Origin of the sequence: Parafrankia sp. EUN1f (genome assembly GCF_000177675.1) — a bacterium.
In the GTDB taxonomy this organism is placed as follows: Bacteria; Actinomycetota; Actinomycetes; order Frankiales; family Frankiaceae; genus Parafrankia.
Map to the genome: position 1 here is coordinate 1 of NZ_ADGX01000223.1, position 10,998 is coordinate 10,998.

At 72.0% G+C, this 10,998-nt stretch carries 9 protein-coding genes and 1 pseudogene; 5 read left to right on the top strand and 5 right to left on the bottom strand.

What is annotated here, in order from left to right; genetic code table 11:
- Positions 1-285 precede the first annotated feature (285 nt).
- The 4 genes from FREUN1FDRAFT_RS35605 (at position 286) to FREUN1FDRAFT_RS35615 (ending at position 5,197) form a co-directional block, all read left to right on the top strand.
- Complete coding sequence (locus tag FREUN1FDRAFT_RS35605; RefSeq protein WP_232295569.1) at positions 286-1,536, top strand: serine/threonine protein kinase; 1,251 nt, start codon at positions 286-288, stop codon at positions 1,534-1,536.
- Between the two features lie 220 nt (positions 1,537-1,756).
- Positions 1,757-3,316 carry a PP2C family serine/threonine-protein phosphatase gene (locus tag FREUN1FDRAFT_RS35610; protein ID WP_006545246.1) on the top strand — a complete coding sequence of 520 codons (1,560 nt, stop codon included), beginning with the start codon at positions 1,757-1,759 and terminating at the stop codon, positions 3,314-3,316.
- Between the two features lie 2 nt (positions 3,317-3,318).
- On the top strand, positions 3,319-3,564 hold the full coding sequence (locus FREUN1FDRAFT_RS45585; RefSeq protein ID WP_198144565.1) for a hypothetical protein: 246 nt from the start codon (positions 3,319-3,321) through the stop codon (positions 3,562-3,564).
- A gap of 4 nt (positions 3,565-3,568) precedes the next feature.
- On the top strand, positions 3,569-5,197 hold the full coding sequence (locus FREUN1FDRAFT_RS35615; RefSeq protein ID WP_006545248.1) for an FHA domain-containing protein: 1,629 nt from the start codon (positions 3,569-3,571) through the stop codon (positions 5,195-5,197).
- 145 nt (positions 5,198-5,342) lie between these two features.
- On the opposite strand, the gene cysS is transcribed toward FREUN1FDRAFT_RS35615, so the two are convergent.
- The 5 genes from cysS to FREUN1FDRAFT_RS35640 form a co-directional block, all read right to left on the bottom strand.
- Entirely contained in the window at positions 5,343-6,824 is a 1,482-nt protein-coding gene (gene cysS, locus FREUN1FDRAFT_RS35620) for a cysteine--tRNA ligase (RefSeq protein WP_006545249.1), read from the bottom strand.
- 100 nt (positions 6,825-6,924) lie between these two features.
- Entirely contained in the window at positions 6,925-7,317 is a 393-nt protein-coding gene (locus FREUN1FDRAFT_RS35625; protein WP_006545250.1) for a PPOX class F420-dependent oxidoreductase, read from the bottom strand.
- A 190-nt stretch (positions 7,318-7,507) separates the two neighbouring features.
- Positions 7,508-7,990 (bottom strand): 2-C-methyl-D-erythritol 2,4-cyclodiphosphate synthase, encoded by a 483-nt coding sequence (ispF, locus tag FREUN1FDRAFT_RS35630; protein WP_006545251.1) that lies wholly within the window; start codon positions 7,988-7,990, stop codon positions 7,508-7,510.
- Positions 7,987-8,676, bottom strand: a complete 690-nt coding sequence (gene ispD, locus FREUN1FDRAFT_RS35635) for a 2-C-methyl-D-erythritol 4-phosphate cytidylyltransferase (RefSeq protein WP_006545252.1) — start codon at positions 8,674-8,676, stop codon at positions 7,987-7,989. Before ispD ends, ispF begins: the two co-directional genes overlap by 4 nt.
- Before the next feature lie 205 nt (positions 8,677-8,881).
- Entirely contained in the window at positions 8,882-9,364 is a 483-nt protein-coding gene (locus FREUN1FDRAFT_RS35640; RefSeq protein ID WP_006545253.1) for a CarD family transcriptional regulator, read from the bottom strand.
- Between the two features lie 1,289 nt (positions 9,365-10,653).
- Between FREUN1FDRAFT_RS35640 and FREUN1FDRAFT_RS35645 the strand changes: the two are divergent.
- Positions 10,654-10,998: pseudogene (locus FREUN1FDRAFT_RS35645) on the top strand (hypothetical protein); the annotation flags it as partial.

Below are 10,998 nucleotides of genomic sequence, written 5' to 3' on the forward strand. Positions count from 1 at the left end.
CCCGGCCGTGTCACGCCACGCGGCGGACACCATCACCAATTCCCGCATCGACCAGCGCCGCACGCGGCGACGCCCGCGTCGACATCGACATGGACGTCGGCAAAGATGTCGGCTGTCGGACGGCTGTCGGACGGCTGTCGGACGTCGGCGACACCGGTTGCGCGGCACGGCCGGCCCGATCGAGTGGTCCCGGATCCCTCGATGCACAGGTGGACCCCGCGAGTTCACCGAGAGGCTCCGCGAATCCGCGACTTGCTACCTATCCTCATTGGGATGGGCGGGCACGTGTCTGGAGGGCAGGTGGGCGGCTTCTCCTCGGCGGGCCCCGGCCCAGCCCCGGTGCGCGGCGCGGCTGGCGCGCGCTGCCCGGTGTGCGCCGGCCCCGTCGGTCGCGTCGCAGGCCGGGCGAGCCTCGGGCCGCGGTCGAGGGCCAGCGGGTTCTGCCCACGATGTCGGACGCCTTATTCCTTCTCACCGCCGCTGCAGGCCGGGGACGTCGTCGGCGGCTACCGCGTCGTCGACTGCCTCGCCGCGGGCGGCCCCGGGCCGGCTGGCTGGGTGTTTCTGGCCGTCGACCTGGGTGAGGCCGGCGAGTGTGCCGGCGACGCCGCCGGAGGAACCAGCCACACCGGCGTCACCGGCGACACCCGCCGTGCGGGGCGGCAGGTGGTGCTGAAGAGCCTTCGGCGGGCGCAGTCACGCCCGGATGGCCGGCACGGAGCCTGCCGCGTGCCACGGCGCCTGCCGCCAGACCCGCCGCTGCGGCATCCGGCGATCGTCCCGATGCTGGGCGAGGTCTGCCACGGCGGCACGGTTTTCGCGGTGATGGGGTTCGTGGCCGGCCCGTCGCTGTCGCAGCTGCTCCGCTCCCGGCGGGAGGCCGGTGGCGGCGCGAGTGCGCCGCTGCCCGTGCCGGCTGCGATCGCCGGGGCGCTGCGCCTGCTGTCCGCGCTGCGGTACGTCCACGAGCGTGGCTATCTCTTCTGTGACCTGGCGCCGGGCAACGTGGTCTGGAACGGCGAGGAGATCACGCTCGTCGACCTCCAGTCGCTGCGCCCGGCCGGCCGCCACCTCGGCGCGTTCCACGTGACGGCGGGATTCGACGCCCCCGAGCTCGCCGTGAGCCCCCCGTCGGTGGGCTCCGACCTCTACGCTCTCGGCAGGCTGTTGGCCACCGCGGCACTCGATTTTCCGCACCGAACGTCAACATATCGATACACCCTTCCGACGCAGGAGGTCGACCAGGTGCTGGCTCGGCACGCACCGCTGCACCGGTTCCTCCTTCGTGCCACCGCCGCCGACCCGGGGAGCCGGTTCACCGGTGCCGCGCACATGGCCTCGGCGCTCGGCGAGGTCGCGGCAGGTGCCGGCGCCAGCTGGGCGCCGGCGCACCCGGCGGGCCCGGCCGAGGGCCCCGAAGAGCCCTGCCGCCAGCGAAAAGGCCCAGGAGGTGGCGGCGCTTGCGGAGCACACACGGATGGCGGGCGTACTGCGGACAGGACTCCCCGCAATCCACCCAGGACGGCCGGACGTTGACACCCAGACGGGCACCGCGATCACCGGCGTCGACGCATCTGACGGATCATGCCACTATTCATCTCGGCGTCCTTGGATTTGAGCAGGTCGACGTGATATATCCGGTCCCCAAAGGACGGGCAGGAGGCACTAACCACATGGCTCCGCGCCACACGGCTCCGCGCACACCGCCCAGACTCGCTGTCACTGGCGGGCCGCTGCAGCGGCCGGTGGCCTGACAGTGGACCTCAACCCCCGTAGCGGGCACAGCTACCCCGGGCACGGCTACCCTCCGGCTCGTCCGGGCAGCCACCATCCTGGTGACGGGTATCCGGAGGAGGCCGGCCGCGCCGGCGGCTATCACGTCGACGAGGCGCCCACCGAGGGTTACGCCGAGGGCTATGGCTCGGCGGAGTTCCACCCGGACGATCCGGCAACGGAAGGCTACTCAGCCGGCCGTTTCAGGGCCGCACACTATTCCGAGAACTCCTACGGGGAGGGCGGCGGCTACCCGGAGAACTCGTACCCGGAGAACAGCTACCCGGGCGATGCGTATCCGGGCGCTGGCTACACGCAGGAACCCGGCACCTATCGTGACAGCGAGTATCACGGGGAGTACTCCGAGCACACGTATGAGTCGTCGTCCTATCCGGCCGGGGCCTACCCCGGCCCCGCGTTCTCCGGCGGCGGATTCACCGAGGACGGCTACCCGGCGGACTCCGACGCCGCGACGATGCTCCTGGCGCAGCACGGCACCCCGAGCGACGAGTCCGGCGAGGACGAGATCATGCGCTGCCCGGTGTGTGCCGCGCCCAACTACACCGACGCACGGTACTGCGAGGCGTGCGGCTTCGCGTTCACCGGAGCGCCGGTCAGCGGCGGCGACGAGGACCACCGCGAGATCGACCTGGGGCCGCTGGCCGGCGTCTGCGACCGGGGGGTCCGGCACACGACGAACGAGGACGCGATGGGCGTCGCCATCGTCCACGGCACGCTGATCGCCGTCGTGTGCGACGGCGTCTCGACGACTCCCGGCTCCGGCGAGGCCTCGGCGGCCGCGGCGGCCACCGCCACGGCCATCCTCGCGGACGCTGTGCGCGCCCACGGGCCCGGCGAGGCGGTCCCCTACAAGGAACCGTCGAAAAGCGCCGCGAGCGAGGTTCTCGACGTGCTGGAGGAGTACTCCGAGTTCGACGAGCCGCGAACCGCGCCACGGCGGATCTCCGGCGGCTTCGGCCCGGACGAGGCCGACGCCGCCCTGCACACCGCGGTGGAGGCCGCCCAGGCCACCATCGCCCAGCTCAGTGCGGCCGAGGGCCGGATGGCCCCGTCCTGCACCTTCGCCGCCGCGATCATCACCCAGCCGTCGGCGGACGGCCCGGGGATGGTCACCGTCGGGTGGGTCGGCGACAGCCGCGTCTACCTCCTGGGGCCCCGCTGGTGTGAGCGGCTCACCGCGGACGACACCTGGGCGGCCGAGGCCGCGCGGGCCGGGCTGATCCCCGCCTCGGAGGCGGAGACCCACCGGCGCGCGCACACCCTGACGCGCTGGCTGGGTGGCGATGCCGAGGATGTGACCCCGCACACCGCCGCCTTCCCGATCGAGACCCCGGCCACAGTGATCGTCTGCAGCGACGGCCTGTGGAACTACTCGTCCCGCCCGGACGTCCTCGCCTCGCTGGTGAACCATCTCGATCCCGACGCCGCCGCGCTGGACGTCGCGCGCCACCTCATCGACTTCGCGATCGACCAGGGTGGCCACGACAACATCACCGTGGTCGCGGCCAGGGTGACGGGTTGACAATGCTGCCCGCGTCGGGGCCGCCGGTCACCGACCGGAGCGACACCGCTGCCAGACCAGCAGGTGGGCGTGTGTTTCGGCGTGCGCTCGCCCGGGGCAACGATGCAACCCGTTGCCTCCTACGGGAGGTGGTTCACATCGACATTCCAACAACAGGTACGGTTCGTCTGAAGAAATACGTCGAGAAGATGGACGAGATGGTCCGCGACTCGTCGATGTCGGCCAGGACTGTCCGGGTGAACAGGTGATCAGGTGAGCGCACGCTGCCCGGAGGGGCACCTGTCCCACGATCCCGACTACTGCGATCAGTGCGGGCTTCGGATCGTGGGTGGTCAGGATCGTTATGGTTTCCGTCAGGAGGAAGGTGGCCGCGGGGCCGCCTATCCGGCCGGCGCGCCTGCCGGGCGTTCCGCGGATCCGTATGCACGGCGGGCACCGGAACGGGACCCCTCAGGCCCCCAGGCCAATGGCGGAGCCCAGGCGGGCTACGACCCGCTCGGAATCCGTCGTACCCCGAGCGACGCGGCCGGCGTCGCGGATCCGCCGCGCGGCCAGGGCCGCGGCGGCGACCCGTACGGCGGTTACGGCCGTGAGGGCTACGCCGAGGAGCCACGGTCCGCACGGGGCTATCCGGCGGATCCGTACGCCCGTGACGGGTACGGGAACGCGCCCGACGACCGCGCTCGGCCCGACGGCCGCGGCGAGCGGCCACGCGAGGAACGGCACGATCCGTACCAGCGCGACGACCGCGGCGCCGGCTTCGGCGGCCGTGAAGACCAGGGCGGCTTCGGCGGCCGTGAAGACCAGGGCGGCTTCGGCGGCCGTGAAGACCAGGGCGGTTTCGGCGGCCGTGACGACCGCACGCCGCCCGGCTACGGGCGCGAGGAGCGCGGCTACGCGGTTGGCCGTGGTGAGCCCGAGCCCGCGTTCGCCCGTGGGCGCGACGACCGCGGCTACGGCGCGCAGGAGAGCCGCGGCGGCTACGGCGGCCCCGAGGCCCGGGGCGGGTACGGCGCGGGTGACCCGGGTCGGCCGGCACCGGACACCGACGGCCGGCGGGGCTACCGCGACGGCTCGTTCGGCGGGCCCGGAGGCGGCTACGACGCGGATCCGCTGGGCGGGCCGGGCGGTGGCGCCACACCGGTTCCGGGCGGCCCAGGTGGCCGGAACCGAGCCGCGGACCGCTACGCGCCCTGCCCGAACTGCCGTTCGCTCAATGACCCGGCCGCGCGCTTCTGCGAGACCTGCGGGCTCGACTTCAGCACCGGTCAGCTGCCCGGGCAGGCCGGCCCGTCGGGGCTCGACGACGCGGGTGCCACGTCCCGGCAGGCCGGGTCGCGGCGCGGCGCGGAGGGCCGCCACGGCACCGACCCGCGGATGCCCGACCCACGGTTCGGCGAGCAGCACCGCGACGACCGGATGGGCGACCCACGCCTGGCGGACGACCGGCGTCCCGGCAGCCGCGGGCACGACTGGGACGACGCTCCGCCGAGCGGTGCCTGGGAAGCCGTCATCGAGGCCGAGCGCGAGTACTACGACAGCGGCGATGACCACCGCGTGCCGTTCCCCCAGTTCTACCCGCGGAGGGTCTTCCCGCTGACCGAGCAGCAGATGCTGATCGGCCGACGCAGCGAGTCACGGGGGATCAACCCGGAGATCGACCTCTCGGGCGCGCCCGAGGACCCCGGCATCTCCCGCGCGCACGCGACCCTGGAGCGGATGCCTGACGGCACCTACGCGGTACGGGACCCCGGCTCGACCAACGGGACGCGTCTCAACGACGAGCCTGACCCGATCGAGCCCGGTCGCGCGATTCCGCTGCGCGACGGCGACCGTGTCTACGTGGGCGCGTGGACGAGGATCACCGTTCGGGCACAGTGAGCGCGGTGCATGTTCGGGCACAGTGATCTGTGCCCGAAACGACGAACCGGCACCAGGATCCGTCCGGGTGCCGGTTCGTCGTTTCAGTGCGCTTCGTCGTTTTCAGTGAGCTGCGTTGTTTCCAGTGAGGCCGGTGCCTGCTGCCTCAGGCGAGGTGCCAGCGCTGGCCTTCCGGGGTGTCCTCGATGACGACGCCGGACGCGGCGAGGCGGGAGCGGATGGAGTCCGCCTCCGTGTAGTCCCGCCGAGCCCTGGCCGACGAGCGCAGATCGAGCAGGATGCCCATGACACTGTCGAGCGCCGGGCGCAGCTCGGCGCCGGCCGTGGGCCACTGCTCCACCGGGTCCAGGCCCAGGACGGTGAGCATCCGACGGGTCACCTCGACCCAGCCGGCCAGCTCCCGGCTGTGGGCCTTCGAGAGCACCTGGTTGCCTCGGCTGACCGCCCCGAAAAGTGCGGCCAGCGCCCGGCCGATGGCGAGATCGTCGTCCATCGCCGCGGCGAACTCCGACCAGACCAGCTCCGGTGTGAGGTCGCCCTCCGCCGCGGCACCGGCCACAGTGCCGGGACCCACTGACCCCGCCAGGCCCGCCTCGGTGCCTGCCAGCGCCGCGGCCTCCGCCGGGCCGCCCAGGATGTCCAGAGCGTTGCGTACGAAGGTCTCGACCCGGTCGTGCGCCGCGCCGGACTCGTCGAGCGTCTGCGGGCTGTACTCCAGCGACGAGCGGTAGTGCGCGGAGAGCAGGTGATAGCGCAGCACCTGCGGGCGAACCGCGGCGAGCGCGTCCGTCACGAAGAAGGAGTTGCCCAACGACTTGGACATCTTCGTCCCGCCGGTGGTGAGCAGGCCGATGTGCATCCAGTAGTTGGCCATCTCGCCGCCGGCCGGCCCACCGGCCGCGCACACCGTCTGGGCCCGCTCGTTCTCGTGATGCGGGAAGACCAGGTCCAGCCCGCCACCGTGGATGTCGAAGACCCCACCGAGGTACTTGCCCGCCATCGCAGAGCACTCCAGGTGCCAGCCAGGGCGCCCCGGGCCCCACGGCGAGGACCAGGACGGCTCCCCGGGCTTGACGGCCTTCCACAGCGCGAAGTCGCGCGGGTCGGCCTTGCCCGGTTCGGCCTCCGGGGATGGATGCATCGAGGCGGGGCGCTGGTGCGACAGTGCGCCGTAGTCCGCGAACGCGCCGACTCGGAACCACACCGACCCGGCGCCGGGGTAGGCGAACCCGCGCTCCACCAGCACGGAGATCATCTCCAGCATCTCCGGGATGTGCCCGGTCGCGAGCGGAGAGATCGTCGGTGGCAGCACGCCCACCGCCCGGTACGCCTCGTCGAAGGCTCTGGTCTGACGGGTCGCGAGCTCCCAGACCGTCGTCCCCGCCTGATCGGCGTTGATGATGATCTTGTCGTCGATGTCGGTGACGTTCTGGACGAAGGTCACGGACAGCCCGCTCTGCGTCAGCCAGCGGCGCAGCAGGTCGAAGGCCAGCCCGGTGCGGATGTGGCCCACATGCGGCGGTGACTGGACAGTGGGCCCACACACGTACACGCCCACATGACCGGGGCGCAGCGGCACGAACGGCCGCACGCGCCGGGTGCGCGTGTCATAGAGGCGAAGACCCATCTGTCAAGGGTAACGGCCTCAGCCATCGCCACGCCGAAGGGAGGCCCTCGAAACGGCTGCGGCGCCACCCATCCCGCACCCGGCCGTGCCCCGCCCGGGCTCAGCCGGTGGTGAGAACGCGCTCCGCGGCGACGCGGATCACCAGCCTGACCTCATCCGGCCCATCCCAGCCATACGGAGATCCGTTGTACTTGACCGACAGCAGATCGATGAGCTCCTTGCCGCCCTGCTCGGAAAGCGTCGCGACACCACGGATCTCCACGTAGCTGTACGGGTCCTGCTGGTCGAGGAACATCAACCCGACCCGCGGGTCCCGGGCGATGTCGCGTTCCTTCGCCCGGCCGCGCACCGTCGAGAGCAGCAGGTCGTCGCCATCGCGGGCGATCCAGAGCACGGTCAGACGAGGCGACCCGTCCGGCCGGATGGTCGCCAACGTCACGTACGTCGGAGCATCCGCGAGAGCCCTGACCGCCTCGGGAAGACGCGCCGCCATCACACTCCTCCGGGAGTCGCTCACCGGGCACACCCTCTCATCCCGCTGACACCAACCTACGTCTGATGCCGGTCAGGCATGCCCGAGTATGCGACAAAACGGATGCCCACGGTGAGCTGGCCCCCGGAAACGGCCGGAACCGGACGCCGGCGGAATCAGCCACCCCGGGAGCGTCGGCCACCCGGGACCGTCAGAGCCGGGCGACCAGCGCCGTGGCGATCGCGGCCAGCCCTTCACCCCGACCGGTCAGGCCCAGGCCGTCTGTCGTCGTCGCAGAGAGGTTCACCGGTGCGCCCAGGGCGGCCGACATGGCCTCCTGCGCCTCGAGGCGCCGCGCAGCCATCCGGGGCCGGTTGCCGACCACCTGGACGGCAACGTTGCCGATCTGCCAGCCGCCCTCGGCGAGCAGTCGCGCCGTCTCGCCGAGCAGCACCGCGCCGGACGCGCCGGACCATTCGGGACGACCGGTCCCGAAGACCGCGCCGAGATCCCCGATGCCCGACGCGCTGAGCAGCGCGTCACACGCCGCGTGCGCGGCCACGTCGCCGTCGGAATGCCCGGCGAGACCCGTCTCACCGGGCCAGAGCAGACAGGCGACCCAGCAGTCGCGGCCCTGTTCGAAGGGGTGGACGTCCACGCCCGTACCCACCCGGGGCAGTGCCGGCGCGGTCACCGGTGCCCGTCGCGGGGCAGGGAGTGCGCCAGCAGCGCCTCCGCCAGAACCAGATCAGCCGGCCGGGTCACCTTGAACGCCTCCTCGGCGCCGGGAATCGTCGTCACCGGCACACCCAGAGCTTCGACCAGACCCGCGTCGTCCGTGACAGGGAGGTCCCGGTTCGCGTAGGCGGCCCGGAGGATGTCCCGCCGGAAGCCCTGTGGGGTCTGCACCGCACGCAGGCCGTCCCGGCGCGGGGTGCGCACGACTCGGCCGTCCGCGTCGATCTCCTTGATCGTGTCCGCCACCGGCAACACGGGGATCACAGCGGGATGACCGTCGAGGACCGTCGTCGCGACCGCGTCCACCAGCTTGGCCGGGGTCAGCGGGCGCGCCGCGTCGTGAACGAGCACGACGCCGATGTCGTCGTCCAGCGCGTCCAGCGCGACCCGGACGGAGTCCACCCGCTCCGCGCCGCCTGGCACGACCCGCACCCCGGAGCCGAGGAGCTGCCCCACCACGTCAACGAGGGTGGGCGGCGCCGCGACGACGACCTGGGAGACGAGCGTGGACGACAGCAGTGTCTCGACTGCTCGTAGCAGCATCGGGCGACCAGCAAGCGGCCGCAGCGCCTTGGGCGTGCCACCACCGAGGCGCTCGCCCCGGCCCGCTGCCGGCACGACCGCCCCAACCCGAGAGTTCACCAACTAAGGCCTCCGCGGCGCCATGGATATATCGCCGCCCGGCGGTCCCGGGCGGGTGAGAGGCCCCCTTTCGGGGGCACTCCCACAGGTATGGATATCCGCCGCATCCAGGATTCGGTCGGAAACATCAAGCCTTGCGCTGACATCGAACGGTGCGCAATACCGCTCGGGTGTCACCGACCACACATGCCGGAGGTGGCCGGTATCAACCGGCGAGAACCTCGTCGAGCATGGCCTCGGCCTTGTCTTCATTGGTGCCCTCGGCGAGCGCCAGTTCGCTGACAAGAATCTGTCGAGCCTTGCTCAACATGCGCTTCTCACCCGCGGAAAGACCACGCTCGCGATCACGCCGCCAGAGGTCACGGACAACCTCGGCGACCTTGTTGACGTCACCGGAGGCAAGCTTCTCCAGGTTCGCCTTGTAGCGCCGCGACCAGTTGGTCGGCTCCTCGGTGTGTGGGGCGCGCAGCACCTCGAACACACGCTCCAAGCCGTCCTGACCGACGACGTCACGCACGCCGACCATGCCGACATTGTCGGCTGGAACACGGACAGTGAGGTCGCCCTGGGCAACCTTCAGGACGAGATAAAGTTTCTCTTCACCTTTGATGACGCGCGTTTCAATCGCATCAATCAGAGCAGCACCATGATGCGGGTAAACAACGGTCTCGCCGACTTGGAACGCCATGTGTCACGTGCCCCTTCCGCCTCTACCAGCGTAACACGCACGCATCGCCGCAGGTCAGACGCGCGCTGCAGGCGAGGGCGGGGAACAGCGCGATCGTCGTGTTCCGGCCACCCTCCGAGACGGACAGGTACAGCACGCGACCGGGCCGGCGCGCAGGCCGACCGGATCCCCGCAGGTCGGGGCCTATCAAGCGACCGAGGTGTCCGGCCGAGCGAAACAGATGGTGATGCGGCGGAAGTTGTCCGGTTGTTGGTATCAAGGGCGTCGTGACACTACCGCCGGCTGCCGAACGGTCGCGCTCGACCCGCCGTCGGCCCCGCGCGAGCCGCCCACGCCGCCGGGCGTGTCGGCCATGGATCGCCCGGCCCGCCCGCTCCGCGGGCTCCGTCCACCGCGTTCGCCCGGGAAGCGTCACGGACCGCCCGGTCGGCGTCGCACCGGCCCAGCAGGGCACGAAGGTCCGGCCCCGCGGCCGCGGCCTCCCAGCACTCTCCGGCACCGGCCGGCGGGGTACACGACGGACCACACACGCCGCGACGACAGCGTTGATCGCGGACTCCCGGCGACACTCGCCACGGGGTGGCCGAGGACCCTCAATCCCCAGGCATTGCGGCCTTTTCCAGACGGACCGGCGGGGGCCGGCCGGCACCCCCCGCGAGTGCCAGGCCCGCCTGAGCACCCCCGTCCGACGTCCCACCTTGGCCCGGCGAAGCGAGCCAGATCATGCGGCCGCCCGACCACGATGTCCGCATCGGCTTGCACCGGACGGGCCGGAAACGAAATGCTCTCGATCGCCCACCCCCCACGGCCGGCAGCCCTTCCGCCAGTTCCACCCGCCGGCCAGGTCAGCCCGCGGGCTGGTCAGCTCCACCCGCGGGCCGGGCGGACAGCCGCTGGACAGCGGTTGTCCGGGCCACAGCCGCGGGTTCCCGACGGCTCACACCGCTCGGCGTCGGCCGGTCCGGGCCTACGCCGGTCCGGCACGGGCCGTTCGGGCCCGCCGTACGCCGTCCGATCGGTCCGTGAAGTGCGCCCAACACGCTGGGGCCGCACATAGCGGGCCGAGGTGGCTAGTGTTAGCCCCGCACCCGCGGCCCGGCCTGGGTCTCGCGGGTGGCACGGGTGCGCTTCCGGTGTGCCATGGACTTTCCGCTGGTCGGATGTGTCCGCGGCCACACCGGCGCGCGCCGGCCGCTGCGGATCCCCGCAACGGCCACCTGACCGGTCACGACCGTTCGGCACCGACGCGCAAGGCGCGCCGGTCCCTGCGCAGGAGGAGCCACCGAGCCGTGAGCCGCCGTCTGGGTGCTCGTTCCGCGATGTCCACCTTCGAGGGGACGTCGCCCGCCGAAGCCACCGACACCAGTGGTCCGCTGCACACCACGGCCGGGGCCGACGTAACCGTTGGTCTCCGCAGCCGTGCGCGTCGACGGGCCATCGTCACGTCATCTCTCGCCGCGGCAGCCATCGCCGCGTCCGCCCTCAGCGGGTGCGCCTCCGGGACGGACGCACTCACCAACGCCGCCCGCACCACGACCAACTCGGTGAGCGGGGCCGTCGGCTCCGTCACCCTGCGGAACGTGTACGTGGCAGGCCCCGCGGACAAGGGCGACAGCGCGCAGATCATCTCCGCG